At 35.3% G+C, this 26,127-nt stretch carries 21 protein-coding genes; 18 read left to right on the plus strand and 3 right to left on the minus strand.

Annotated features, from left to right (window positions below; translation table 11 throughout):
* Positions 1-121 precede the first annotated feature (121 nt).
* Positions 122-1,768, minus strand: a complete 1,647-nt coding sequence (locus NST77_RS23615; RefSeq protein ID WP_095332996.1) for an ABC transporter substrate-binding protein — start codon at positions 1,766-1,768, stop codon at positions 122-124.
* Positions 1,769-1,865: 97 nt separating this feature from the next.
* Between NST77_RS23615 and NST77_RS23620 the strand changes: the two genes are divergently transcribed.
* On the plus strand, positions 1,866-3,122 hold the full coding sequence (locus tag NST77_RS23620) for an MDR family MFS transporter (protein WP_341123666.1): 1,257 nt from the start codon (positions 1,866-1,868) through the stop codon (positions 3,120-3,122).
* Positions 3,123-3,479: 357 nt separating this feature from the next.
* On the opposite strand, the gene NST77_RS23625 is transcribed toward NST77_RS23620, so the two are convergent.
* Positions 3,480-4,664, minus strand: a complete 1,185-nt coding sequence (locus tag NST77_RS23625; protein ID WP_095333005.1) for a DUF4317 domain-containing protein — start codon at positions 4,662-4,664, stop codon at positions 3,480-3,482.
* 231 nt (positions 4,665-4,895) lie between these two features.
* Here NST77_RS23625 and NST77_RS23630 point away from each other — a divergent pair, with 231 nt between their 5' ends.
* From NST77_RS23630 to NST77_RS23650, 5 genes are all read left to right on the plus strand, one after another.
* Positions 4,896-5,786 (plus strand): LysR family transcriptional regulator, encoded by an 891-nt coding sequence (locus tag NST77_RS23630; protein WP_095333007.1) that lies wholly within the window; start codon positions 4,896-4,898, stop codon positions 5,784-5,786.
* Between the two features lie 215 nt (positions 5,787-6,001).
* On the plus strand, positions 6,002-7,198 hold the full coding sequence (locus tag NST77_RS23635; protein WP_095333009.1) for a M20 family metallopeptidase: 1,197 nt from the start codon (positions 6,002-6,004) through the stop codon (positions 7,196-7,198).
* Between the two features lie 30 nt (positions 7,199-7,228).
* Positions 7,229-8,665, plus strand: a complete 1,437-nt coding sequence (locus tag NST77_RS23640; RefSeq protein ID WP_235973260.1) for a YfcC family protein — start codon at positions 7,229-7,231, stop codon at positions 8,663-8,665.
* A gap of 15 nt (positions 8,666-8,680) precedes the next feature.
* Entirely contained in the window at positions 8,681-10,369 is a 1,689-nt protein-coding gene (locus NST77_RS23645) for a M28 family peptidase (protein WP_163187707.1), read from the plus strand.
* Positions 10,370-10,500: 131 nt separating this feature from the next.
* Entirely contained in the window at positions 10,501-11,145 is a 645-nt protein-coding gene (locus tag NST77_RS23650) for an SDR family oxidoreductase (protein ID WP_095333013.1), read from the plus strand.
* A 544-nt stretch (positions 11,146-11,689) separates the two neighbouring features.
* On the opposite strand, the gene NST77_RS23655 is transcribed toward NST77_RS23650, so the two are convergent.
* The gene (locus NST77_RS23655) at positions 11,690-12,397 is read right to left on the minus strand and encodes a GntR family transcriptional regulator (RefSeq protein WP_217279800.1); all 708 of its coding nucleotides are present in this window, start codon (positions 12,395-12,397) and stop codon (positions 11,690-11,692) included.
* 150 nt (positions 12,398-12,547) lie between these two features.
* Between NST77_RS23655 and NST77_RS23660 the strand changes: the two genes are divergently transcribed.
* The 12 genes from NST77_RS23660 (at position 12,548) to NST77_RS23715 (ending at position 25,926) form a co-directional block, all read left to right on the plus strand.
* Complete coding sequence (locus tag NST77_RS23660; RefSeq protein ID WP_095333017.1) at positions 12,548-13,522, plus strand: SIS domain-containing protein; 975 nt, start codon at positions 12,548-12,550, stop codon at positions 13,520-13,522.
* A gap of 12 nt (positions 13,523-13,534) precedes the next feature.
* Positions 13,535-14,407 carry a fructoselysine 6-kinase gene (locus NST77_RS23665; protein ID WP_095333019.1) on the plus strand — a complete coding sequence of 291 codons (873 nt, stop codon included), beginning with the start codon at positions 13,535-13,537 and terminating at the stop codon, positions 14,405-14,407.
* A 58-nt stretch (positions 14,408-14,465) separates the two neighbouring features.
* On the plus strand, positions 14,466-15,779 hold the full coding sequence (locus tag NST77_RS23670; RefSeq protein WP_095333021.1) for an anaerobic C4-dicarboxylate transporter family protein: 1,314 nt from the start codon (positions 14,466-14,468) through the stop codon (positions 15,777-15,779).
* A gap of 13 nt (positions 15,780-15,792) precedes the next feature.
* Positions 15,793-16,632 (plus strand): sugar phosphate isomerase/epimerase family protein, encoded by an 840-nt coding sequence (locus tag NST77_RS23675; RefSeq protein ID WP_095333023.1) that lies wholly within the window; start codon positions 15,793-15,795, stop codon positions 16,630-16,632.
* Positions 16,629-17,510, plus strand: a complete 882-nt coding sequence (locus NST77_RS23680) for an amidohydrolase family protein (protein ID WP_095333025.1) — start codon at positions 16,629-16,631, stop codon at positions 17,508-17,510. Before NST77_RS23675 ends, NST77_RS23680 begins: the two co-directional genes overlap by 4 nt.
* Positions 17,488-17,919 carry a secondary thiamine-phosphate synthase enzyme YjbQ gene (locus NST77_RS23685; protein WP_095333027.1) on the plus strand — a complete coding sequence of 144 codons (432 nt, stop codon included), beginning with the start codon at positions 17,488-17,490 and terminating at the stop codon, positions 17,917-17,919. The genes NST77_RS23680 and NST77_RS23685 overlap by 23 nt, the downstream gene beginning before the upstream one ends.
* Position 17,920: 1 nt before the next feature.
* Positions 17,921-18,718, plus strand: coding sequence for a PfkB family carbohydrate kinase (locus NST77_RS23690; RefSeq protein WP_095333029.1), 798 nt, complete (start codon positions 17,921-17,923; stop codon positions 18,716-18,718).
* A gap of 646 nt (positions 18,719-19,364) precedes the next feature.
* On the plus strand, positions 19,365-20,054 hold the full coding sequence (locus NST77_RS23695) for a GntR family transcriptional regulator (protein WP_095333031.1): 690 nt from the start codon (positions 19,365-19,367) through the stop codon (positions 20,052-20,054).
* Between the two features lie 41 nt (positions 20,055-20,095).
* Complete coding sequence (gene uxuA, locus NST77_RS23700) at positions 20,096-21,181, plus strand: mannonate dehydratase (RefSeq protein ID WP_341123669.1); 1,086 nt, start codon at positions 20,096-20,098, stop codon at positions 21,179-21,181.
* Between the two features lie 120 nt (positions 21,182-21,301).
* Positions 21,302-22,828 carry an MFS transporter gene (locus NST77_RS23705; protein ID WP_095333035.1) on the plus strand — a complete coding sequence of 509 codons (1,527 nt, stop codon included), beginning with the start codon at positions 21,302-21,304 and terminating at the stop codon, positions 22,826-22,828.
* 15 nt (positions 22,829-22,843) lie between these two features.
* Entirely contained in the window at positions 22,844-24,262 is a 1,419-nt protein-coding gene (gene uxaC, locus NST77_RS23710; RefSeq protein WP_095333037.1) for a glucuronate isomerase, read from the plus strand.
* Between the two features lie 32 nt (positions 24,263-24,294).
* Positions 24,295-25,926, plus strand: a complete 1,632-nt coding sequence (locus NST77_RS23715) for a mannitol dehydrogenase family protein (protein WP_341123670.1) — start codon at positions 24,295-24,297, stop codon at positions 25,924-25,926.
* The last annotated feature ends 201 nt before the right edge of the window (positions 25,927-26,127 follow it).

Consider the following 26,127-nt stretch of genomic DNA (forward strand, 5'->3'; position numbering starts at 1 on the left):
TAGAGTCCAGCAGTTTCGTCTTTTTATATTGCCTTATCTTTTGGAACTCTATGTGTTGTTTTTACTTAGTTAATAAAGAGAAGTACTAAAAAATCCTGAGAATGTCTCTTTCCTATACCACTCATTCCTTCGGCCGAACCCACACTTTTGAAAAATCCACATAGCCAAAATGGCTAATTTTAATATTGCTTATATCGGTTGAAAATGGAATATACCGCTTTTGATAATAAAGGGGAATCATAATCGATTGATTAATCAATTCTTTTTCGATTTCTAGATTTAAAGCTGTCCATTGTTCAAATGGTATTTCCTTATATTTATCCATTAAGTTTGTAAGTGTTTCATTATTTGCTATCATTTGAGAAAGTGGGGAAAACCCATTCATTAAAAAGTGGTAAAAGGAAAAATCTTGATTGAATTCAAAAACTTCTCCATGTATAAAAAGATCTACGTCTAATGTCTCAGGATGCTTTGTTAATATATCAGCAAAGGAAAACCATTGGATATCTATAGGGATATTTTCTTTTGCAAATACTTCTGCAAGCCATTGTGTAGTATTAGCAGTATGTCTGGCACCTCTTATCACAATTGGTTTAGAAAATATTGGCCTTTCTACTTCAGAAATAGTCAGCTGTTGATTTTGGCCGACTATTATACTCTTATCATTCGGTATTAGTCTTGGACTTAGGTCACCAATAGTATGACGATTTTTAACGATAATCCAATGAAGGTAATCTCTTACTTCCTTTTGCCTGATAGCAGAATTTCTACAGGAGTTCATTACGATAATGCCAAAACCCGAGTCACTTTCTACTTCGAAGGAGGAAGATGTATTCTTTTCCATAGGAGAATGATAGATTCCTTTAAAATCCTCAGGAACTTGAATGAATTCTACTACATCAATTAATGGCCTTTCTCGAAAATGATCTTGAAAAGCAGTTAAAGTTGTCTTCTTATCGCTGTTTTGTTGCAGGATGAAGTAACCAGTACCCAATATTTTTTCATTCGTCTCTCTGTAGATGCTTGCACACATCATACTAAGCATAGGAAGGATATAGCTGCATCCATTGGGATGAATAATATCGAGAATAAGTGGAGACTTTACTTCAATTCTTTCAACAGGTGTCCATAAATCTTTGTAATAAGCATGTGTCCGAAGTTTTTCAAGGCATTCGGCCACATCTTTTGCTGTCAAAACAGAACCGTCATGAAATTTAATGTCTTTTTTTAAATAGAGTCTTAATGTAGTAGGAGTGCTGTCCCAACTATGGGCAATTTCAGGTAATACTTTTCCATCTTCTGTATGAGTGACAAGCCGATTAAACACATTTGCCACTAAATGCGCACTGAAGACATCTCCAGCCTCAAGCGGATGGACGGAATGGAAAGGATATCTTTTTGGTACGATTAATTTATCATTTGACTCTTGGACAAAGCCAAGTTTTGTGTGAAATTTATTCATTAATCTCATTTTACTGTTTGTGGACCAATCATACATTAAGTATTTGCTTGTTTGTTCTACTGGTTCAAGATCAATTCGCTTTAAAACTTCTTCCTCGTAAGAAGTTTCTACCTCTTTTTTCCATAACAAAGTGGAGATGTTTCCGCGTCCTCGTCCGGGTGTAAACGATAGCCAGCCTTCTTCCATCCATTTTTTTAAATAACGTGTTGTTTGTTTCGAGCTCAATTGCAAGGTTTCAGAAATTTCCTCCATTCGAATACTGCCAGAAGGATAATATCTCCAAAGTGTAAGTAATTTGTTATCCATTCTTTTTCCTCCTAAAAGGGGACATTGTTTTATTAATTGTCTATTTTTAGAATTATTCGTCTAGTTTAATATACAGTAATAACAAGGGGGAGACAACATGAAATGGAAGGAATTACCGAGAAATATCAAAGTTAGGATGATTACCTCTTTCTTTAATCGGGCGGTATCATCAGCAGTTATGCCATTTATGGCTTTGTTCTTTGCACAGGAATTAAACAAAATTTGGGCAGGCTTATTTTTGATCAGTACAGTGGTTATTGGATTTCTGATCAATTTAGTGGGAGGATATATTTCTGACCGCTTTCCCAGAAAAAAGGTTTTAATGATAACATCCTGGCTGAATGCACTCTTCTTTTTAATCATGACGATCAGTCTATTTCCGACCAATAAAATAATTGTTTTGTTTGCTTTGGCATACGTTGGATTTATTATCACAAGCAGTCTAGGGCGACCAGCAATGCATGCGATTATTATTGATTCCACAACACCAGAAAATCGAAAAGCTATTTATGCACTCGATTACTGGCTTGTTAATTTATCGATGGCTATTGGGGCAGCACTTGGTGGACTTTTATATTTGAATCATCAGAAAGAATTATTCATCATGCTGACTTGCACATCTACATTGATTCCAATTGCCTACGGGGTTTGGCTGCAGGACAAGTTCACAGATCAGTTACAGAAAAAGCACAAGAATGTCTTGGTTGACTTAATCAGCAATTATAAAGTGGCATTTAAAGATACAGCCTTTGTAAAAGTGGTTACAGGCTCCACCTTTATTTTTGCAGCTGAACTTTCATTAAATAGTTATATTGGGATTCGCCTTGCTGAAACTTTTGAAGCAGTTAGGATTGGGAGTTTTGAAATTGTTGGGGTACGAATGCTAAGTATATTAAATATAGAAAATATGCTGCTCGTAGTCTGCTTTACTTTCATTATTAATCGGTTCACAGATAAGATGAATAAAAAGAATGCTTTAATAACAGGTCTTATTATATATGGAATTGGATATGTGACTGTTACTTCGGCGAATACGTGGTATATGCTCGTTTTATTTAATTTGATAGCAACGATGGGCGAATTAATTTATTCACCGATTCGAAATGCAGAGCAGGCAAATATGATTCCAAGCGATAAACGTGGATCATACTCTGCTTTTTCCAACCTATCATTTAGTGGAGCAGATTTAATTGCAAGAGCTAGTATTATTATCGGGGCATTCTTAATTCCAACAATGATGTCTGTCTACATTGGCTTCATTGTAATGGTGGGGACTATTCTTATTTATACAGGATTATTCGCGAAAACCATAAAAGTAAACAACTTAGTCAATAAAGGCGTTAGTGGCGACTAGAGCAGTAAGTTAGATTTATCGAGGGTGGGACAAAACAAAATAAATAATGGATAAAGACGAACAATCTCTAATTTAGTGGTGAATCCAATTCGTTCCAGTTTTTTTTCAAAAGAAACTAAATGGAGCAGACTGAATACACGTAGACTCCTATGGGAGCTGCGAGAAAGTCCAAGACCCCGCAGAACGAGGAGGCTTGGCGCTCGCCCCATGGAAAGCGAAGTGTATTCAGGCTGCGGGTGATTACCACAAACCTTCGTTCTTAAAATAAATAAAAAACCCAAACAATTATACGAATTTTTTTATTGTTCGGGGGTTAGATTTGGTTGAAATACTTATGTCCCACTCTCTCTTTGAATCTTAGTCTTCTTCTGGATTTCCGCCGAAGGCTTCGGGAATCATTGTAAATCCTTCGATTACGGTGTCTTCTTCGACTTCAATCATTAAGTAGCGTTTGCCGCTAAATTCGATTTGCTTCACATATCTTAAGTCAGGAGGGCTGATCGCAATGTTAGCAATCTTGGTGCTGATCTTAATCGATTTTGATGTGAATTTTGGCAAGATATTACTTGCTTTTAATTCATATTTATCATCATCAATAATTTTTTTGAAGGCAAACTCGACTTTTTCTGGACTAATGTCCTCTACTCCGCTCATCTTTAAGACTTGTTCCACGTCTTTGGAGTCTAATTTTGGAACCTCTTCTTCTTCATTTTCGACAATCATTCGGTTAATTTCCTCGTATACATTCGAAAGAGTAGAAGTGCTCAATTGATCTCCAGTCACATCTTTAATGATTTCCTCAAACACAATTTTATCATCTTGAGCAGTCATCATTTCCTCGCCGTTGAGAACTTCCTCGATAAATTGGTAATCTGGCTCATGGATTTTGCCGGCAGCATAGAGAATATGATTAACATCTGCTGCGTTATCTGTGAAGCTTGGGAAAAGAAATCCACCCATTGGCGCATTCAGATTAATAATGGGGTCAACAACAATATTGTATTTAAATTCTTTCTCTACATAATCAAAAAGCAATTCTTTTTTCGGCTCTTGGGTGTTGTTGATACTGCATAAAATGAAAGGATGAGAGAAAACTGTATCTCGGTCACTTTCTTCAGACTCTTCACTGCGGCGCTTCTTTGGCTTTAAATATTCCCCGCGAATAAATGTGATGACAATATCTTTGTCATATTGTCTGCTATTAAGCATCTTGTCTACCATCAGTAGCATTTGCTCTTTCCAATCCTCTGTTTCTGAGCTAAGTAATCCTTTATGTAAAATAAGCTGGCTATTATTTTCTGCTTCTCTTTGAAACTTTAATTCAAACAGCTTTTCATCCAAATTACCGGCAAGTAATTTCTTGAAGTTATGTAAAAATAACTCTTGTTGATCTTGATCAAGCATGCCAAAGGGCTGACTTTGATAATGGAATATATCACTTGATTCTTTCATGACATAAACATTAAACATATCTGTTATTCTAAGTAGATCATTATTCATTTTGAATTGTTTTCGGATGTTTGCGATATCTTTTTTATTCATTTTAAGTTACACTCCTAAGTTACTTTGAAAGTAAATGATGGATGTTTGATTAGCCTTAGAGCTCTGTGTTCACACTCATTTTAGTCATTTATCCATTCTATCATATTTGGTTTCCCTATTATAAGAATCAATCTGTTGTTTCTAGAAAAACAATATGCTGTTAGCATCTAGTCAATAGGAATGCTGTATGCTTAAATAGAAGATAATCTTAAAAACGGGCGGGGGTACGAAATGAATGAGAAGGATTGCTTGCTGCTGATTTATTTACAGAAAGAGCAAAATATAACAAAAGCAGCGGAACATCTGTTTATGACGCAGCCTGCTTTGACCTATCGTATTAAACAGCTGGAAAAGGAGTTTCAGGTTGAAATTCTCTCGAAAAATGGTAAGTATATAAAAATGACGCCAGCTGGTGAATATTTGGTAGAATATGCGAAAAGAATTCTGAATGATTTGCGCAAAACAAAAGAGTTTTTATTGAATATAGAAAATGAACTGATTGGACATTTGAAAATTGGTGTTAATAGTCACTTTGGATTGCATACTCTTCCAGCTATTCTGAAAGAGTATAGAAAAAATTTTCCGAAGGTTCAATTAAATGTAGATACGGGATTTAGTACAGAAATGATGGATTTATTAGTGGATGGGCAAATTGATGTAGCGATTGTTAGAGGAGATTATAATTGGCCGGACGCTAAATATCTTCTTGATGAAGAAAATGTCTGTGTTATTGCAAACGAACCAATTGCTATTCACAAACTTCCGCAAATGGCGATGATTAATCGAAAAGAGCCTAAAGTGCTTCTTAAATATAAGACAAGTCCTTATAATCCCTTTGAGCAAAGTATCGAGTATTGGTGGAATCAAAGGTTTAGTGATCCACCATTGATAACAATGCAAGTTGACAGTTATGAAACCTGTAAGGAAATGGTGAAAAAGGGACTTGGATATGCCATTATCCCAAGTGTATTTCTGAAGAAGAGTGATGACTTATATTCTTGTCCTCTAGTTTTTAAAAATGGTCAGGAAATGAAAAGAAGAACCTGGATATATTATCGTGAAGCATCGATGAGTCTGGCCACAGTAGCAGCATTTGTTCAATATGTAATGAATATAGATTAATGGTACTAACAAGGAAGAAGAGGAGAACTTTTAAGATTCTCTTTTTTGTTTTATTTTGTATAAAAATAAAAGTAAATACATATTTTTGTCTGTATAATCTATAAAAAATTTTTATAGATTATAAAAAAAAGCTTAATTTTACTTAATTTAATAAGAGAATTAAAATGGTATATACATTATTGTTTAGCCAGAATATTTAGGAGGTTGTATATTTTATGCATAATAAAAGTGTTCAAGAAAAACAGACACTTATCGATAAAGTGGATGCAATGGATATGGAATTACGAGAATTATCGTTGAAAATCCATCAGAATCCAGAAGTTAGTTTCCAAGAATATCAAGCAATGAACTGGCTTACAGAACCATTGAAAAAGGCTGGATTTATGATAGAAACAGGTCTTGCCAATCTGGAAACATCATTTAGGGCAACATGGGAAGGCGAAGCTGGAGGACCAACCATTGCCTTGCTTGCGGAATATGATGCATTGGCTGGATTAGGGCATGGTTGTGGACATAATATCATTGGCACATCTGCTGTAGGTGCGGCTATCGCGTTAAAGGAGGCGGTGCCTCATTTGCAAGGGAAAATTGTTGTACTGGGAACACCTGCTGAAGAGTTAGGCGGTGGAAAAATTATGATGGTAGAGGATGGCATTTTTGATCAAGTTGACGTTGCAATGATGTGTCATCCCCATAAGAAATCGATGGTTTTACGTGGTGGCTTAGCTTGTGTAGATGCGACTTTCAAATACTATGGCAAGGCGGCTCATGCAGCTGCAAGTCCTGAATTAGGAATAAGTGCATTGGATGCGGTAATTCATACGTTTGTTGCAGTCAATTCTTTACGTCAATTCTTTAAAGATGATGTAAGAATCCATGGAATCATTACAAAGGGTGGAGAGGCGACAAATGTGGTACCAGCATATTGTGAGGCTGAATTTTTATTAAGGGCAGAGAATGTAGAGCAGCTCGAAATTGTCCGAGAAAAGGTCTATGCGGCCGCTCGCTATTCGGCAGAAGCAGTAGGTGCAGCATTAGAGATTGAAGAAGGACTTATTTATGCGGAAAGGAATAATAATCACGCACTTGCCAAGATGTTTAAAGAAAATTTGGAATACCTAGATGAAGAAGTAAGCGATCCACCTAAAAAAGGGGGAATAGGCTCTTCTGATATTGGCAATGTTGGCCAAGTGACAGCTACCATTCATCCTTATATTAAAATTACTGATTCAGCGAACACACATACACCAGAGTTTGTAGAGGCAGCAGGTTCAGAGGAAGGTATGCAGGGGTTAAATAAAGCAGCAAAAGCATTAGCTATGACGGCTTACGATGTGTGCTCCAATCGTGAATATTTACAGGCTATCCGCAGTGAATTTGAAGATTGGAAAAGCAGCAAAATACTAAAATAGTAAATTAAAAAATGGTAAAGGATGAAGATATTGAAAACCAATAAAGTAGTCTCTCAGATGCACTCCATTAAACAGTCGAGACCAAAAAGAGTAAAAATGCCCCATACATTTGTCATTATATTAACGATGGTATTATTTGCGGCAGTTCTGACCTATATTCTTCCAGCAGGAGAGTTTGATCGAGTTGAAGATGCAAGCTCAGGTAACACCGTTGTTGTTCAAGATTCTTATCATCATGTTGAACAGAATCCTATCAGTCTATTTAATCTTCCGTTAGCAGTTGTTCAAGGATTGGTTAGTGCAAGTGATACAGTTTTTTTCATTTTTATTGTTGGCGGTGTGTTTCAAATTATTAATTCAACTGGAACAATTGAGGCGATTGCTGGTAGAGTCGGAAAAACCTTTATGAATCGAGGTCTCGTAATTATTCCCATTTTCTTGACCTTGTTTTCATTCGGCGGATTTACGATAGGGATGTCTGCAGAGGTAATGGCGTTTGTTCCAATTGGAATCGCGATTGCTAGAGCATTAGGATATGATGCGTTAACAGGGACAGCGATGGTTATGTTGGGTGCAGCAGCAGGGTTTACAGCGGGATTACTAAATCCCTTTAATGTAGGGATTGCTCAGTCAATTGCCGAAATTCCAATGTTTTCTGGTATGTGGTTACGTGCTATTATCCTTGTTGTTCTATTAATAGCCACTAGTTATTATATTATTCGTTATGCGAAAAAGGTGAAAAAGAACCCATCTTCAAGTATTGTTGCTCAACTGGAAGCAGAGGAAAGTCATAATAATGTAGATATATCATCCTTATCATCTATGAAGATAAGCCACTATTTAACTATCATGGTAATATTAGCTGGTTTTGGTCTATTGATTTGGGGTGTTTCGGAAAAAGGTTGGTGGATGCAGGAATTAGCAGCATTTTTCCTAGCCCTTGGTGTTATAGTAGGATTTCTGTCTAAATATGGCCCTAGTAAAATTGCCAGTGAATTTGTAGCTGGTGCAAAAGATATAACCTTTGGCGCTTTCATCGTCGGATTAGCGAAAGGGATTGTGATCGTTTTAGAGGATGGCCATGTTATTGACTCTGTTGTGAACGGGCTAGCAATAATGGTTGATCACATGCCTAGCTATATTCAAGTACTAGGAATGTATTTCTTCCAAACAATCATGAATGTCTTTATTACTTCTGGAACAGGATTGGCAGCAACGACGATGCCGATTATGGTGCCGTTAGCCGATTTGATTGATGTAACAAGACAAACGGCTGTTTTAGCTTATCAGCTAGGAGACGGATTATCCAATTGTATCCTTCCTACGTCTGCCATGTTAATGGGAAGCTTGGCAGTGTCCAAAATTAAATATCAAGAATGGGTAAAATTTTTCTGGCCATTATTATTAGTATGGCTTATTATTGGAGGTATTTTTGTTATCGTGGCAGATGTTATTCACTATTCATAATGGGGTGAAAAATAAGTGACAAGCCAGTATATAGATTTAATTGATAAAGATCTTTTGTATGATCACATTCAAGTACTTACTAAGTATGAAAGGTTAACTGGAGAAGAAGAGGCGGAGAGAGCCGCAGATTATATAATAGAAACTCTAAAGCAATATGAAGTGTCGTATAATCGTTATCAGTTTGTTGGGTATTTTAGTAATCCTATTCATGGAGAAGTATATGTGGGTGGAGCGAAGAAAAAAGTGATTATAGCGAAAGCAAGATCGTTTGGCGGTCACTTTCCAAAAGGGATAAAGGGTAACCTTTTATATGATCGTTATAGTGAAACACTAAGAGGAATAAACGGACCAGCTGATCGTTATGAAAAAATGAAAGATAAAATAATAATCAGCTGGAATTATTATGAAGATTATGTAAAAAAAATAGAGCGCGCTGGTGCAATTGGACTCATTCATATATGGCCGTCGAAGGAAATTGCTATCCATGAAGAAACAGTAGGAACTATCTGGGGAACACCTACATCGGAAAATATTGATCAACTTCCAAAAATTCCGGTGGTTGGGATAAATTATGAGGATGGAGTTACCCTACTTGATTGGATAAAAGAGAATGGTTCTTTGGAAGCGGTCGTGAAAACAAAATTAGAAAATGCGCTTAAAAAGACGAGTTTGCCGGTTGCTACTCTTCGAGGTGAATCAGAGGATTATATTCTGATTTCTGGTCATTATGATTCTTGGCATAAGGGAGCAACAGATAACGCAACTGCAAATGCGCTTATGCTGGAAATGGCCAGGATATTTTCTAAAAAAAATAGTAGAAGAACCATTAAACTAGCATGGTGGGCAGGACATTCGAATGGAAGATATGCAGGATCTGCTTGGTATTGTGATCAATTTTGGGAGGAAATTAATGAGAACTGTGTAGCACATATTAATATTGATTTTCCTGGAACAAAAGAAAATGTTGAAGTAGTACCTAGATCAACTGCGATGGAAAATCACGAGTTATTAATAAACATCATTCGTAAATACACAGATAGAGAGCCGTCTAGGATAGAGTATTTACCTAGAGGAGCCGATCAATCTTTTTGGGGGACGAATATCCCAATTCATTTAATGCTTAAATACGAACCGCCACATCAGAAAAAAAGCTATCAAACACCAGGAGGAAACTGGTGGTGGCATACAGAAGAGGATTTAATAGATAAAGTGGATAGTAATCTATTGGTGAGAGATACTGGAATGCATATAGAGCTAGTGGATTATTTAGCGAATATTTCTCTTTTACCGGTTAACCTTATTCGCTTTTTGAGTAAAAGCAAAGCGATTATTAACGAACTGGATGCAGATTCGGATGAGGCTTTTGACTTTACAATGATTCATTCTATTTTTGAAAAGGTCACAACTATGGTTGAAAAGCTTTTAGAAAAAGAAGTCACTGATGTTGATTCCTATAATCAACTTTTAAAAACAGTTGGTGGGATATTGAATAGACTTAAATTCTCTTCTTCTAGTAAGTATGATTATGATAATACAGACCCTTTTCAGCCATATCCTGGCTTAGCGAAGGTGAAATCGGTTTATTGGAGCAATACGTCTCCAGAAGAATTTCTTTTTCTAAGCACATTATTTGTCCGCCAACGAAATCGCCTTGTAAATGAGATGAAAGAAGTAATAAAAGAGATAAAGAGATATTTAGACTAAAATGGTATTAAATTTAATGGGTTTTCACTTAAGTGGAAGCCTTTTTCCTATCCCTTAGAAAGCACGCTATTTGAAAAAGAAACAATTGGATGAAATAATAGTAGAAAATGGATTAGAAAGGAGTCAGTGCTGTGAAAGTATTAGTGGTTGGAGCAAACGGGCAAATAGGTAAACAGCTTGTGACATTATTACACGAAAGTAATGAGTTTTCTGTTAGAGCATTGGTAAGAACGTCAGAACAGCAGAAAGCTTTTGACAAAGTCGGAATAGAAACTGCTTTAGGTAATTTGGAAGAAACGGTGGAACAGCTAGAGTCTGCAGTGAAAGGTTGTGATGCCGTCGTATTCACAGCAGGTTCAGGTGGGAAAACGGGATATGATAAAACATTATTGATTGATCTTGATGGTGCTGTGAAAATGATGGAGGCAACAAAGAATGCAGGGGTAGAACGGTTTGTAATGGTTAGTGCGTTGCAGGCGCATCATCGAGAAAACTGGAATGAACAAATTAAGCCATATTATGTAGCAAAACACTATGCTGATCGCATTCTTATGGAGAGTGGATTAACCTATACCATTATTCGTCCGGGCGGATTAACAAATGAAGCTGGTACTGGTTTGGTTGCAGCTGCTGAGAATCTAGAAAGAGGAGTGATCCCAAGAGAAGATGTAGCAGCGACAATAATGGCTTCTATAAAAGAAAAAAATGTGTTTAATAAATCATTTGATTTAGTCTCTGGTGAAACGGAAATGGAGAAAGCAGTGAAGAATTTATAAAGAGTAATTAGTGAAGCAGCGTCTATGCAGCAGGATGTTTTAGCTGGTAGATCAGTCAAATTCTTAATATTTTGTAAATTATAATCACTGTCGTTTAGGAAATTCGCTATGCAGCCCACTTCTTCATGTAGCTTAGCAGTCGCATAGAAAAAGAAAGTAGTTAGATCAGTTGTTGGTTCATCTAGGTAATAAATTCTGTGATACGTACCCTTTTGCCAAGTTATTATATCTGACTTGATGGGTGTATATAATGACCCAAAAGGGTATGTACCTGTTATTATTTGTTTGTAGCCAAGGATGAATTTTAGCTATAGTATCTAGTTTGAAGCCTCTCCATCAAAAAGGAGCTTTATCAAAAAAAATATTAGTGAATAAGGGAGTGTTATTATGGACTTTAAAAATGCATGTGAAAAAAATGAACTTAGTGAATTACTAAAGATAGGCGTGTTATTGTTAATTTATGTATTATCAACAGTGGCATTATTTTTTCTTATACATTAATTGGGAAAAGGGCTTACAAGGATAATCGTCTTGGAAGCCCTTTTTAAACAATTAATGTAAATTTGTCCCCGAGCATAATTTGTTTTGAGGAATGAATTGTGCTACCTTTAATATCTTTTACCAAACTTTCTATACATAAGACAGGATGGCCTTCCTTTACGTTCAGATACATGGCTTCTTCAAAAGAGGCACTTACAATCTGAATTGCCTTTCTAGAGTTACCAAATTTAATGTTACTCTTCTCTTTTATGATGTCATAAAGTGAGGTGTTATTTAAGTCTTCAGTTAGTAGATAATCGAAGTCCATTGGAAATCGAGAATATTCAACTGAAACAGGGATGTCATCAGCAGTTCTAACTCTGACAATACTAATTTGTTTTGTATTACCAAGAGTACCGAATACGTTTTGCTCTTCTTCTTCTAAGTCAATTATTTTATTTTCAATTACCCTCGCACCAGGTTTTTTTCCTTGCATTCTAGTATTTTCGCTAAATCCTATTGTATTACCAATGTCTTTTAATAGCTTGTTTTCAGTTATAAAAGTTCCTTTACCTGGAATTCTGATCAGATAACCTTCTTCTGTTAGGGAGTCTAGAGCTTTTCTTACAGTTACCCGGCTAATTTGATTATTTTTACTTAATTCATTTTCAGTGGGAATTTTATCTCCCTTCTTCAAAATGCCTCTCTCAATATCATTCAGTATTTTCATTCTCAACTGCTCATATTTTGGTATTGATTCATTAATATCCATAATTATAATCCCTCATTAGCTCGTTTTGTTTTTTAAATTATAACAAATAAGAGAGTGAAAATAAATATGAAAGCGCTGTTGCAATTTGTATTGCTTTGTATTATAATCGAAATATACAAAGCAATACAAATTAGGATAGGAGGAGTCATAATGAATATTAAAGAGATTATCAGAAAGATTATTAGTGATAAAAAGGAAGATGGGGGTGTTAAGGAAGTTTATTACGTTGCATGCGGAGGATCTTACGCTGCTTTTTACCCAGCTAAAGCATTTTTAGAGAAAGAGTCCAAGGAAATTAAAGTGGGGCTATATTCTAGTAATGAGTTTGTACACAACCTTCCAAAAGCATTTGGAAAAAACTCTGTTCTTGTAGTTGCATCGCATAAAGGGAATACACCTGAGACTGTTAAAGCAGCTGCAATTGGAAAGGAAAAAGGAGTACCAGTTATTGCCCTAACTTGGATATCTGATTCACCTATAACAAAAGAAGCAGACTATATTGTTGATTATACTTTTGGTCCAGACAAAGATATAGCTGAAGAAAAAACAATGCAAGCTTTACTGACAGCTGTCGAACTTCTGAATCAAGTGGAAGGTTACCCATATTACGAAAAATTTATGGATGGTCGTCAAAAGATTGATCTTATCGTAAAAAATGCACGCAAACATGTTGAAAAGCGTGCAAAAAGATTTGCTGATGAGCATAAAGATGACAATGTTATATATACTTTGGCAAGTGGAGCAAGTTATGGAGCTGCTTATTTACAAAGTATTTGTATCTTTATGGAGATGCAGTGGATTAATTCATCTACAATTCATACAGGAGAGTTCTTCCATGGACCTTTTGAAATTGCAGATGCTGAAATTCCGTTTGTCATCCAGGTTTCCGAAGGAAGTACACGGGCTCTTGATGAGCGTGCACTTACGTTCTTAAAGAAATATGCGAGACGTATTGAAGTATTGGATGCTAAAGAGTTAGGATTATCTACTATTGATGCTGATGTAATTGATTACTTTAACCACTTATTATTTAATAATGTGTATCCTGTTTATAATGAGGCACTAGCAACAGTTCGAGAGCATCCGCTTTCAACAAGAAGATATATGTGGAAAGTAGAATATTAAGAGAGGCCCCATATGCGAAAATATAAAGTTATTGGTATAGGGGATAATGTAGTCGATAAATATGTCTTGGAAGGAAAGATGTACCCGGGAGGAAATGCTCTGAATTTCAGTGTATATGCCAAAATGAATAATATTAAATCTGCTTACATTGGGAAATTTGGCGACGATGATGTTGCTGAATATATTAAAGCTGTTTTGGATGAACTTCAAATAGATTATTCTTACTCTAAAACTTATAGTGGTGAGAATGGGTATGCGAAGGTAAAACTAGATAAGAATGAAAGAGTGTTTTTAGGCTCTAATAAAGGCGGTGTCGCCAAAGAAAAAAAATGGGAACTTACTAATCAGGTGATTTCTTATATAAGTGAATTTTCCCTAATTCATACAAGCCTAAATAGCTATATTGAATCAGAACTGAAGACTTTAAAATCTCTAGATATTCCAATATCTTTTGATTTTTCTGTCCGATGGAATGACGAATATTTGAAGGAAGTATGCCCCTATATAGATATAGCCTTCCTCTCTTGCAGTCATTTAACAAGTTCTGAAAGAGAAAGGGAAATGAAAAAGGCTGAAGAGCTTGGAGCCGATCTTATAGTCGGCACTGTGGGGGAGAATGGTTCATACGCGTTATATAAAGGTGATTTTATATATCAACCAGCAATTATAGATGAAGACGTTGTTGATACTATGGGAGCAGGAGATGCTTATTTAACCGCCTTCCTCATTGAATTGTTAGATCAATCAAATGGTTCATTTAGGTTTAAAGATGACGATCTAACCTTTGAAGTAATACAGAATGCAATGAAAAAGGGTTCAAAGTTTGCAGCTGAAATTTGCAAAATCGAAGGTGCATTCGGATATGGTAAGCAAGTAAGAGTTTAAAATTCTTACTTGCTTAGCAATAAATGAAAGTGCTTACAATGAGGCGGGAGGGATTCCGATGTTTTGGATACAATTGATACTAATAATTGTACTGATTTATTTTGGCTCTAGAGTAGGTAATGTCTTTATGGGATTGTTGGGTGGAGTTGGCGTGGGGATATTTGTCTTTGTATTCGGTATGCAACCTGCTAGTCCGCCAATCGATGTTATGCTCATTATATTGGGGGTCGTCTTAGCCGCTTCGGCCTTACAGTCCTCCAAAGGGTTGGATTATCTAGTGATCATAGCTGAAAAGATACTGAGAAAATCCCCGAGCAATATTACTATAATAGCACCAATAGTGGCTTGGATATTCACTTTCTTATCTGGAACAGGTCACGTTGTATATAGTTTACTGCCAGTAATGAATGAATTATCAATAGATAACCGTATTAGACCAGAACGACCAATTTCTAATAGTATCATTTCATCTCAACAAGCCATAACATGTTCACCTATGTCAGCAGCAACGGCAGCCATGATTGGTTTTATGGCAACTATTGATGTATCTTTTTCAAAATTATTAATGATAACGATTCCAGCAACTCTTATTGGAGTAATAGCAAGTTCTGTTCTAACAATAAAAAAGGGCAAAGAACTTCACCAAGATCCTGAATATATAAGACGGTTGGAAGAAGGTTTTATCAAGAAGTTTGAGAGGAAAGAAATTAAGGATATAGCGAATTCTCAAAAATGGTCTGTTTTAATTTTCTTACTTGCTGTGGTTTCTGTTATTGTTTTGGGATTATTTACAGGTTTACGACCTTCTTGGGTAATTGAGGGAAAAGTTACTCCATTATCAATGCCATATACTATTGAGATTATCATGTTGACCTGTGCAGCTCTAATAATAATAGTATGTAAGCCGAAAATTGAAGAAATCTTAAGTGGCTCTATCTTTAAAGCAGGTGCTTTAGCTATAGTTTGTGCTTTTGGTTTAGCTTGGATGAGTAATACTTTTATATTAGCACATCAGGAATTTGTCGAAGAGAATGTAGCTCAAATTGTCAACAGATATCCATGGCTATTTGCAGTTGTTGTATTCGCAGTAGCTGCCTTGATAACAAGCCAAGGAGCGACAACGCTCATCATGATTCCTATTGCCATAGGATTAAATCTACCTCCAGCAATAATAATAGGTGCATGGATGGCGGTTAACGCGAACTATTTTCTACCTGTTTCAGCTCAAACGTTAGCAGCAATATCCTTTGATACAGCGGGTACTACAAAGATTGGTAAGTATGTCCTTAACCACAGCTTTATGGTTCCTGGATTAATAAACACTATAATATCAGTAATTGTAGCCACAATTTTAGGAAGTATTATTCTATAAAGGGAGTGTATTTATGAAGATAGATAGAATAGCACCTGGTAATTATCACTTTAAGAGATACACGATTGATTATTTTTTGGATTCTGTAAGTGAGTTAGGTTTTAAATATATTGAATTATGGGCTTCAGGTCCTCATTTTCATCTTGATTATTTTACTTTGAACGACATTAAGGAGCTGAAGAAAAAAATTGATTATAGGAATCTGAAAGTGGATTGTTTAACTCCAGAACAAGCTGTCTATCCAATTAGCATAAGTCACCCCGATAAACAATACAGACAGAATAGTATTGATTTTTTTAAGAGACATATTGAAGCAGCTACAGTATTAGATTGTAAAAAAGTGTTGGTAACAACAGGTATTGCATATCTTGATATACCTATTATTCAGCAATGGGAATGGTGTAGACAATCTTTAGAAGCTATTTCTAAAGCGGCGGAAAACGAAGGAGTCACTTTAGTTCTTGAAGCATTTACAAAGTATTCAACACATGTATTTAATACTTCTTCACATATTGTAAAAATGATTGAAGAGGTGGGGAGTCATGCATTAAAGGGACTTATAGATATCGATGTAGTCGCTTCAACAGGTGAGGAATCGATTGACAGTTTCATTGATACATTAGGTGACAATCTGCATCACGTCCATTTTGTAGATGGTAATCCTGGTGGACATTTAGTGCCAGGCGATGGAAGCTTAAATATGCAACATGCACTGGAGAAAATAGCATCAACAAGTTATCAGGGGTGCCTTGGTCTTGAGTTTCTTGATCGAAGGTACTTCTTAGAACCAGAGAAAGCCTTAATTAAGACGATAAAATGGCTAGAAGATAATAACAATGAGGCAAAGCAATGACTATAATTGACGTACACGCCCATCCTTCCCTGTATAGCCCTATTAGTGAGAGTGAAGAACGTCTGAATTTTAGAATGAAGGAAATGGGTCTAGGCTTGATGAGTCCATCAGATCTCACTGTCATAGATAAGCAAAATGATCTTGCGAAAATCAGTAAAACAATATTACTTCCTTTAGACACAACGACAACAACAGGTGATACCCTTATTTCTAATGATGAAATTAAGAAGCTGGTTTATTTAAGACCAGAAAGATTTATCGGTTTTGCAAGTGTTGATCCGAATAGAGCTGATGCTCTAGAAGTATTGGAGCATGCTTTTGGCACACTTGGTTTGAGTGGTTTAAAACTTAACCCAGCGAAACAACAATTTTCACCTGATCATCCAGATTATTACCCCATATATGAAAAATGTTTGCAATATGATAAGCCTATCATGTTTCACGCGGGTTTTTCCTGGGATAAAAATTCGATATCCGAGTTTGCTCATCCTTTTAGATTTGAAAGAATTGCAATTAAGTACCCCAAGTTAAGAATGTGCTTAGCTCATTTTGGGTGGCCATTTGTAAAAGAAACAGCGATACTACTCGTAAAATACCCTAATGTTTACACTGATACATCAATGCTTTACATGGATAGTCCTGAGCTGTTCTTTGAACAGGTGTTCACAAGAGACATGGGGAAATACTGGTTAGATCATAACTTTCCGGATAAAGTAATGTTTGGCTCTAATACTCCTAGATTTAGACCCATTAGAATTTTGCGCGGCCTAGAGAAAGTATATATGTCTGAAAAAACTCGCTCAAAGGTTCTTTATAAAAATGCTATGCGATTCTTGGGGGAAAAGGGGGATATTGATGAAAACAGAGCTACTGATTAAACATCTTTGTTCTGATATGGAAACACAATTAATCAAAATCACCGAAGAAGTAAAAAAAGCAGTCTCTAATAGTTCGATTGAAAATGGTGTTGTGTTTATTATTTGCTCTCATACGACTTGCGGAATTACAATAAATGAAAGTTTGGAATGCGTAGAAACGGATATCCTTGACTTTTTGGATACTATAGTCCCAGTAGATTCTCCTTATACTCACGCACATTTTTTAATGTCTTATGGCACGACGAGTGGAAATTCACCGGGGCATTTAAAACAGATGATTGTGGGCAATAATTGTGTATTACCAATAAAAAATCGAAAGCTGGTTCTAGGTCATGCTCAGGACATCTATTTCGCAGAATTTGATGGAATAAAAAATAGAAAATATTTTATTCAATTATTGGGTGAATAAAATGAAGAAACAGGAAAAGGTATTGGCAATAGGTGATAACTGTGTAGATATTTATTTAAAAGAGAAAACTTTTTACGCTACAGGAAATGCTGTTGACTTTGCGATCAACTTAAAGAAACAAGGTATAGATGTTTCTTTAATAACTGTTTTTAGTAATGATATATTTGGTGAATTCATAAAAAAGACCTTACAAGAGAACGGCGTCGATATTAGCAATTCATACAACAAAGATGAGCCAACTGCTATGGCAAAGATGAAACTTATCAATAATGATAGATTTCACGAGTCTTTCTATGAAAACGTATTAGCTGATTTTAAACTACCTGGATCTATCTCTAAAATTATAGAGAATTCTAGTATTATCTACTCAGAAAAGCGTTCAAAGATTTATAGATATTTAGATTCAATTTATGATCAAAATAAGATTTGGATTCATGATTTTTCAAAGAGGTTAGATGATGAATTAAATGATAAAATTCTCCCGTACATGAATTATTCCTTCTTTTCATATGAAAAGAAGGATGAAAGAATCAAAGAATTTCTGAAAATCACTCAATCAAAAACAAAGAATGGTGTTGTAATAGCGATGTTAGGGGAAGATGGCAGTTTAGCTTATGATGGCAATTCGTTTACTTATGAAAAAGCAAAGACTTCTCACATTGTTAATACTGTCGGTGCAGGAGATTCCTATATATCTGGCTTTATTTCAGGAATTTACAATGATAGGAGTTTGCAAGAGTGTATGGAAATAGGTACTAATATTGCGTCAGAAACTATATCTAAGTTTGAACCATATTAAACGTGAATTTAGTCTTCGTAACAGGAAATACCTTCTTTTTTCCGGAAACCTTTAGGTACGTGATGTGTATACGAGACTGGGACAAAAACATCTCTAAGATGGAAAAACCGGTGAAATTTTACGACAAGTAAAATTTCATCGGTTTTGATTATTTTTACAATAAAAATAAGGACAACTTCTGATGAAATTAAGTTACCACACAAAATTTAATCAGAAAGAAGTATCCTTATGTCTAAAGATTATACTTTCCTTTAACCACGCTTCTTCTTTTTCAATATAAATAAAGGAATTTTTATAAATACTTCTTTTTACTTTTTTCATCGTATTGGTTTCACGCTCTCCTCTTCTGTATTAGCATTTCATTCCTCCTTAAAAGCATCAATAATTATTAAGTATTCCCATAATAATTCATTAATTCTAATAAAAGTGTAAATAAATTGCAAAAGTTGTTAATGCAATTGTCACATTTTAGTACTATTTTTGAATTGTATTCCAAAAGAAATGAAGTTATAATGTACTCATAACTACCATATTAGTATATTAATATGTTTTGGAGGAGGCGATTATTGAAATTAATGAAAAGGAATGACATTTCCCCCTCCTTTTTATATACTAAAAAAATATAAAAAGGAGAAGAGGGTCCCTCATGTCAAATAATAGTGCGAAAGTATTTGCTTATAACCAATTGAAAGATGAAATTTTAAAATTAAAGCTTATACCTGGTACAAAGATCAGTGAAAAAATCATGTCAGATGAATTGCAAGTCAGTAGAACACCTATTAGAGAAGCATTTATAAGATTAGCGCAAGAAGAGTTATTAACGATTGTTCCGCAGAGTGGTACATTTGTCTCTCTAATTAACCTTAGCCTTGCCGAAGAAGCGCGCTTTGTTCGTGAGATAATTGAGACAAATATCGTTGGTCTATGTTGTGAGAATATAACTGATGAAATTTCCCTGAAGTTAGAAATGAACTTAAAGATGCAGGAAATGCTGGCAAGCAATGAAGTAGGAAAACAGGAAAAAGAAAAATTCTTCGATTTGGATGAAAGTTTTCATAAGGAACTTTTTATTTGCTGTGGCAAAGAGCGAACTTGGAAAATGATTCAAGATATGGCTGGCCATTTGAATAGATTTCGCTTATTAAGATTAAAAGACATAAAGGATTTAGACTGGGAAATATTAATTAGTCATCATAAAGAAATTTATGAAGCAATCTTAGAAGGAAATCGGACAAAAGCAGAACAATTAATGTCTGATCATATGAGATTAATGCTTTCTGAAAAAGGTGTTTTATTACAAGAGTTTCCTGAATATTTTTATCCGCAGCAATACTAATGGAAAAAGTATGATGGTGCGACAAAGGAGGAAAACAAAATATGCAAATGACGTTTCGATGGTATGGAGAAGGGAATGACACCATCACTTTAAAACAAATACGCCAAATTCCAGGGGTTAAAGGGCTAGTGTGGGCTCTGCATGATGTACCAGTTGGAGAAGTTTGGCCAGTGGAGCGTATTGCGGAAGTAGTAAATCAGGCAAAGGAGTATGGCTTTCATACAGATGTTGTTGAAAGCGTTAATATTCACGAAGATATAAAACTAGGATTAAATTCCAGACAGCAATATATTGATGCATATAAACAAACATTAAAGAATCTTAGTCAATTTGGCGTAAAAGTAGTATGTTATAACTTTATGCCTGTCTTTGATTGGCTGCGTACAGATTTATTTAAAGAAACAGAAGATGGCAGTACGGCATTGTATTTTGATGCTACAAAAGTCATTTCTCTTACACCTGAGCAAGTAGTAAAAAACATGGAAGAAAATACAAAAGAGTTAACGCTGCCTGGATGGGAACCAGAGAGACTAAAAGATTTACAGCATTTATTTACTTTATATAAAGATGTATCAGAAGTGGATTTGTTCGATAATTTGGTGTATTTTCTAGAAGAAATTACTCCTGTTGCAGAGCAATATGGAATTAAAATGGCTATTCATCCGGATGATCCGCCTTTTTCTATCTTTGGGTTGCCGCGGATTGTCAAAAACAGAGAAGATATCGAACGGATTTTAACTAGTGTAGACAGTCCAGCTAACTGTTTAACTTTTTGCTCCGGCTCACTTGGAGCAAATTCAAGTAATGACTTAGTTGATATTGTGAAATCATTCACTAAGAGAATCCCTTTTGCCCATATTAGAAATGTTAAACGTTTTGAAGATGGTAGTTTTATAGAAACTTCTCATCATGTGGAGGATGGATCTGTACCTATTACTGAAATTGTTAATGGATTATATGAAAACGGTTTCTGTGGGTATGTTCGACCAGATCATGGGAGACATATTTGGGATGAAGTATGCAGGCCGGGATATGGGTTATATGATCGCGGGTTAGGGGTAATGTACTTATTAGGAGCTTGGGATACAAACAAAATTTTAACAAAAGAGAAAATGCAAAAAATATAAAGAAAAGATAATAGGAAAAGGAGAGGTTCCTGATACTTTCTTTTTTCCTATTATGCTTTCAGATAAATGAAAACGTTTTACCTATGTTCGTATTGATAATAAAAATAGGAGGCGTTAGAAATGGGAAAAAAACAAAAAGACGTTACGCTTGCAAGGAGTATTGGATACGGCTTAACAGACATGATGGGTGGAGGGGCTTTTACCATTATAGGCGCATGGCTTTTGTTCTTTTATACAAGTTATGCTGGTTTGACGCCAGTTGAAGGTGCTTCTATTATTGCGATTGCTCGTATAGTAGATGCAGTCGTCAGTTTATTTATGGGAAGCTTTTCAGATAACTTTTTAAAATTTAAGTTAGGAAGAAAATTTGGACGGCGAAGATTTTTCTTATTGATTGGTTCACCACTTATGCTTGTATATGTATTACTCTGGACTTCGGGAATGAATTATTTATATTATCTCCTTACTTATTTAGCATTTGAAATTATTGCAGCGATGGTTTTAATTCCATGGGAAACACTCCCTTCTGAAATGACAACTGACTTTAATAAACGAACGAAATTATCAACTGCTAGAATGTTTATCTCAGGACTTGGAACCTTTTTAGCAACATTTATACCTGGACAGCTCTTTAGTATTTTAGGACAAGATAATTCCCTTGCTTTCTTCATTAATGGTGCTTTTTTTGCAGTTGTTTTTGCTATATGTGTGTATATTTCTTTCCGTTCTACATGGGAACGAGAAGTTTCGCCTGAAGAATTACAGATACTGATGAGCCAGAAGAAAGAACGAAAAAATGGTTTAAAGGTAGTGATACAAACGTTTGTGGATTTTGCTTCCACTTTCAGGGTGAAAAGCTTTCGTAAACATTTATTAATTTATATTTGTTCGATGACAGCGAAAGATGCTTTTAACGCAGTATTTGTATTCTTTTGTGTATACGCTTTAAATAGTACTTCCACTGTAGCAGCGAATCTACTTTCATTTAGTATTATTGGGCTCCCTGGAGCTATTCTTTATGGATTTTTAATGATTAAAATTGGACCAGCAAATTTATTTAAAATATCGTATTCTACCATGATTTTATGTTTATTAGGATATGGGGCGGTTTATTTATATCATCCTAGTAATTTAATCCTAGTGTTAGGGGTTATTTCCTTCTTTTATCAAATTGGAAGAAGTATGCTGGAATTCATTCCTTGGAATGTCTTTCCATTTATTCCAGATGTAGATGAAATGATTACGAGGAAAAGAAGAGAAGGAATTTTTGCTTCTGTAATGACGTTCTTTAGAAAGTCTTCTGTAGCGCTTGCCACCTTTTTAGTTGGAGCCATCTTAGAGGCAGGGGGATTTGTACAAGGCTCGGCAACGCAGCCACAGAGTGCTGTTCATACTATAATGTCTATCATGATTATTGGGGTAGGTCTTCTGCTTTTTATTTCATTAATTACAGCATTCACCTTTAAATTAAATAAAGAAACGCATGGTGTTCTTGTAGAGGAAATTGAACGTTTAAAGAACAACGGTTTAAAAAAGGATGTAGATCCAAAAACGAAGAAAGTGGTCGAATCTTTAACAGGTTATTCCTATGAAAAGCTTTGGGGTGGAAAGACAGATGAGGCTTTAACACAAGTGAAGATTAATTAAGAGGAGGATAACAAAATGAAGGGTTTTATGGATAAAGATTTTTTATTACAGACAGAAACAGCGAAAAAATTATTTCATGATTATGCGGCAACAATGCCAATCTATGATTATCATTGTCATTTAGAGCCAAAGGAAATTTATGAGAATCGAAGGTATGAAAATATTACAGAGCTGTGGCTAGAAGGGGACCATTATAAATGGCGTGCCATGCGTGCTAATGGCATAGATGAATTCTATATAACTGGAGATGCAGATGATTACAGTAAGTTTGAGAAATGGGCTGAGACCGTAGAAAGGTTAATTGGAAATCCACTTTATCATTGGACGCATTTAGAGTTAAAACAATATTTTGGAGTGGAAGCAATTCTAAAAAAAACGTCAGCAAAGGAAATATGGGAAATTTGTAATCGCAAAATACAGAGTCCAGATTTTTCAGCAAGAAGCTTAATTGAAAGGTCAAATGTAGCTCTTATTGGTACTACAGATGATCCGATTGATGATTTAGTTTTTCATAAGTTATTACAGGAAGACAAAACTTTTTCGACAACTGTTTTACCAGCATTTCGTCCAGATCACCTAATGGCAATTCAAAGCAATTATTGGGCAGAATATGTTGGAAAACTAAGCAATCTTACAGGAGTGGAAATAACGAGTTATAGCACTTTGATGGAGGCAATAGATCATAGGATAGAGTATTTTCATGGGATTGGCTGCAAATTGTCTGACCATAGTTTAGAAATGGTTGTATATGAACCAGCAACAATGGAAGAGTTAAATATGATTGTAAAAAAAGCGTTGACTGGTGAGGCTATTACTCAAAAAGAAAATAATCAGTTTTTGACTAGTTTACTTGTTAGCCTTGGTAAAGCATATAGCCAAAGAGGATGGGTGATGCAATATCATATCGGAGCATTAAGAAGTGCGAACTCTCGTTTATTTCAATCAATTGGTGCAAATATAGGCTGTGATTCGATGCAAGATAGTCCTATTGCTATTCCATTAGCGAAATTATTAGATGAGCTGGATCGAGATGACAACCTCCCTAAGACCATTCTGTATGGATTAAATCCGAATGCTAATGAAGTTTTAGCAACGATGGCTGGGAATTTCCAAGAAGGTGGAATTCCATCCAAAGTACAATTCGGATCTGGCTGGTGGTTTAATGATCATATCGAAGGTATGGTAGCACAAATGAAAACACTTGGGAACCAAGGGCTATTATCGAGATTTATTGGAATGTTGACAGATTCACGCAGTTTTTTATCTTATAGCCGTCATGATTATTTTAGAAGAATTCTATGTAATCTAATAGGGAATTGGGTGGAAAATGGAGAGTACCCAAATGATATAGAATGGCTCGGGCAAATTGTTCAAGATATATCTTATTATAATGCTCAGCGTTATTTTGATTTTCAGTTAAAAATGGATTACTGAATCGATGCAAATAAAAATAAAGAAGGCGAAGAATGTTGTTATTACTAGATAGAGAGGCTATTCAATCCAAGAAAGATAGTTTTTCAAGAATAGGAATAAAAACACCTAATTATGATTATAGAGGAATATGGGAAGAGACAAAGAAAGAGCCTATTTGGTTACATATAGGGGGTGGGAATTTATTTAGAGCTTTTCATTCGGTATTACAGCAGCATTTAATTGAAAAACAAAAAACGAAAAAAGGAATAATCGTTGTATCTACCATGGATGATGGATTAATCGAAAAAATTTACCATCCATATGATAACTTAAGTCTAAATGTAGTAATGAAAAGTAACGGTACGCTAGATATGGAAGTCATTGCAAGTGTGGCGGAAAGTATAGCTGCCTATAGTAATAATTATTCGTGGCAGCGTCTGATAGAGATATTTACAACTTCATCCTTACAATTCATTACTTTATCGATTACAGAAAAAGGGTATGAATTAAGAGATATAAAAGGAAATCTTCAACCAACTATAATAAAAGAATTAGAACAAGGACTTTATCAACCAAAACATACGATGGTTATGTTAACTTCGCTGTTGAATGAGCGATATAAGGCTGGAAAGATACCTTTAGCATTAGTTAGCACAGATAATTTCTCCCATAATGGAGATAAGCTGAAAGATGCTATTCTCACGGTTGCTGCTTATTGGCAAAAAAGAGGGGTTGTGGACAAAGGATTTATTGAATATCTAACAGATCAAACAAAAATTGCTTTCCCATGGACCATGATAGATAAGATTACGCCACTTCCTTCTGTTGCAGTAAAAGAAAAGTTATCTGACCTTGGTTATGGAAGTACAGAATTGATTAAGATAAGAGAAAATGCTCCCACTATTGCTCCATTTGTGAATACCGAAGAAAGTGAATATTTGGTTATGGAGGATTGTTTTCCAAATGGAAGACCATCATTAGAAGAAGTAGGTGTATTCTTTACAAATAGAGATACAGTGGATCAAATTGAAAGAATGAAGGTATGTACGTGTTTGAATCCTCTTCATACAGCATTGGCTATATTTGGCTGTTTACTAGGATATACTTCCATTGCGGATGAAATGAAAGACAACGATCTTAAAAGTTTAGTAGAGAAAATAGGCTATGAAGAGGGGATGAAAGTCGTAACTGATCCCGGAATTATTCATCCAATGCAGTTTATAAAGGAAGTAATAGAAGTACGTTTCCCCAACCCAAACAATCCAGATACACCGCAGAGAATAGCAGCTGACACCTCTCAAAAACTAGCTATTCGTTTTGGAGAAACAATTAAATTATATGTAAAAAGAGATGATTTGGATGTTGAGGATTTACACTTTATCCCACTAACGATTGCTGCCTGGTGTCGATATTTGATGGGGATTAATGATGGTGGTAAGGAAATGTCGTTAAGTCCTGACCCTTTGTTAGAGGAATTACAAAAGCAAATAAAAAAAATAAAGTTTGGCAGCCCTGGCTCAGTAGGAAATTACTTACAGCCAATTCTATCAAATGAGCGAATATTTGGTAGCAATTTATATGCAATAGGGTTAGGAGACAAAGTAGAGCTGTTTTTTAAACAATTCATACAGGGATTAGGAGCTGTTAGAAAAACACTTCATAATCAAATAAGTTTAAAAGCTTGATGCATAACGCCGTGAAAAAATTATCGAAAGTGTAGGAAAAGAAGAGGCACATCTAAACCGGCACTATGTCAAGGACACAATAAAAAAGAGATTAAGCAAAGAGAAGTATAAAATTTGAAAGATGGATTGGAATGGCATTTAAGTAGGGAATAAAAAATTAACTTTTCTAAAAAGAAAGCGTTGACATATTTTGCAAGACGT

This window comes from Niallia sp. FSL W8-0177 (assembly GCF_038006285.1).
GTDB lineage: Bacteria > Bacillota > Bacilli > Bacillales > Cytobacillaceae > Niallia > Niallia circulans_A.

What these genes read in the sequence shown, in the direction of transcription:
- NST77_RS23615 (WP_095332996.1), bottom strand. Translation starts at nt 1,768, where the DNA reads ATGGATAACAAATTACTTACACTTTGGAGATATTATCCTTCTGGCAGT.
- NST77_RS23620 (WP_341123666.1), top strand. Translation starts at nt 1,866, where the DNA reads ATGAAATGGAAGGAATTACCGAGAAATATCAAAGTTAGGATGATTACC.
- NST77_RS23625 (WP_095333005.1), bottom strand. Translation starts at nt 4,664, where the DNA reads ATGAATAAAAAAGATATCGCAAACATCCGAAAACAATTCAAAATGAAT.
- NST77_RS23630 (WP_095333007.1), top strand. Translation starts at nt 4,896, where the DNA reads ATGAATGAGAAGGATTGCTTGCTGCTGATTTATTTACAGAAAGAGCAA.
- NST77_RS23635 (WP_095333009.1), top strand. Translation starts at nt 6,002, where the DNA reads ATGCATAATAAAAGTGTTCAAGAAAAACAGACACTTATCGATAAAGTG.
- NST77_RS23655 (WP_217279800.1), bottom strand. Translation starts at nt 12,397, where the DNA reads ATGGATATTAATGAATCAATACCAAAATATGAGCAGTTGAGAATGAAA.
- NST77_RS23660 (WP_095333017.1), top strand. Translation starts at nt 12,548, where the DNA reads ATGAATATTAAAGAGATTATCAGAAAGATTATTAGTGATAAAAAGGAA.
- NST77_RS23665 (WP_095333019.1), top strand. Translation starts at nt 13,535, where the DNA reads ATGCGAAAATATAAAGTTATTGGTATAGGGGATAATGTAGTCGATAAA.
- NST77_RS23670 (WP_095333021.1), top strand. Translation starts at nt 14,466, where the DNA reads ATGTTTTGGATACAATTGATACTAATAATTGTACTGATTTATTTTGGC.
- NST77_RS23675 (WP_095333023.1), top strand. Translation starts at nt 15,793, where the DNA reads ATGAAGATAGATAGAATAGCACCTGGTAATTATCACTTTAAGAGATAC.
- NST77_RS23680 (WP_095333025.1), top strand. Translation starts at nt 16,629, where the DNA reads ATGACTATAATTGACGTACACGCCCATCCTTCCCTGTATAGCCCTATT.
- NST77_RS23685 (WP_095333027.1), top strand. Translation starts at nt 17,488, where the DNA reads ATGAAAACAGAGCTACTGATTAAACATCTTTGTTCTGATATGGAAACA.
- NST77_RS23690 (WP_095333029.1), top strand. Translation starts at nt 17,921, where the DNA reads ATGAAGAAACAGGAAAAGGTATTGGCAATAGGTGATAACTGTGTAGAT.
- NST77_RS23695 (WP_095333031.1), top strand. Translation starts at nt 19,365, where the DNA reads ATGTCAAATAATAGTGCGAAAGTATTTGCTTATAACCAATTGAAAGAT.
- uxuA (WP_341123669.1), top strand. Translation starts at nt 20,096, where the DNA reads ATGCAAATGACGTTTCGATGGTATGGAGAAGGGAATGACACCATCACT.
- NST77_RS23705 (WP_095333035.1), top strand. Translation starts at nt 21,302, where the DNA reads ATGGGAAAAAAACAAAAAGACGTTACGCTTGCAAGGAGTATTGGATAC.
- uxaC (WP_095333037.1), top strand. Translation starts at nt 22,844, where the DNA reads ATGAAGGGTTTTATGGATAAAGATTTTTTATTACAGACAGAAACAGCG.
- NST77_RS23715 (WP_341123670.1), top strand. Translation starts at nt 24,295, where the DNA reads ATGTTGTTATTACTAGATAGAGAGGCTATTCAATCCAAGAAAGATAGT.